The sequence below is a fragment of the Kitasatospora nipponensis genome, from assembly GCF_039528135.1.
GTDB classification, from domain to species: Bacteria; Actinomycetota; Actinomycetes; order Streptomycetales; family Streptomycetaceae; genus Kitasatospora; species Kitasatospora nipponensis.
Map to the genome: position 1 here is coordinate 1 of NZ_BAAALF010000884.1, position 606 is coordinate 606.

At 67.2% G+C, this 606-nt stretch carries 1 pseudogene; it reads left to right on the top strand.

What is annotated here, in order from left to right:
• Nucleotides 1-283: 283 nt before the first annotated feature.
• Nucleotides 284-606 (top strand): annotated as a pseudogene (locus tag ABD323_RS43860) (hypothetical protein); the annotation flags it as partial.

A 606-nucleotide genomic window follows, 5' to 3' on the forward strand; every position in this document is an offset into this window, starting at 1 on the left:
CCTCCACGAACCGAGCCCACGGCTCTCCCGGCCACATGAGCACAGCCGCACCGGGAACTTGAGAACCACTTGCCCGCCTCCGCCCGAACACCCAGGGTCGGCCGGGTATCTGACGCCCGCTCAGAAATCAACGCGCCTGAGACCGCCGGCGCAGCGGGCGTCACCACACATTCTTCCGCCTCATCCGCCGCTGTCCGCGCGCCCTGAGGTCCCTGGCCGGCTGCGTTCGGCGGCCCGAAGGCATCTCCTCAAATCCCTTTCCCTGAAAGAAGGTTGTTCCGCCATGCGTATCCTGACCAAGATCGCCGCCGTCGCTGCCCTTGCCGTTCCGGCGCTCATCGCGGTTCCCGGTACCGCCCAGGCCGCCGCCACGCCCTCCGGTTGTTCCAGCGTCACGCAGATCGGCAGCACCGCCTACCTCAACGTCGGCGGGGAGACGATGGCGTCGGTGAAGCAGTACAAGGGCTGCGGCAAGAACTACTCCTACGTGTACGTGTGGCAGGGTTACCGCTCCGCCCACAGCAGTTGGGACGTGTGCGCGGCCATCGTCACCGGTGGCTCGCACGTTCAGGACCCCCCGTGGGGTGACAACGACGTGGGGATCTG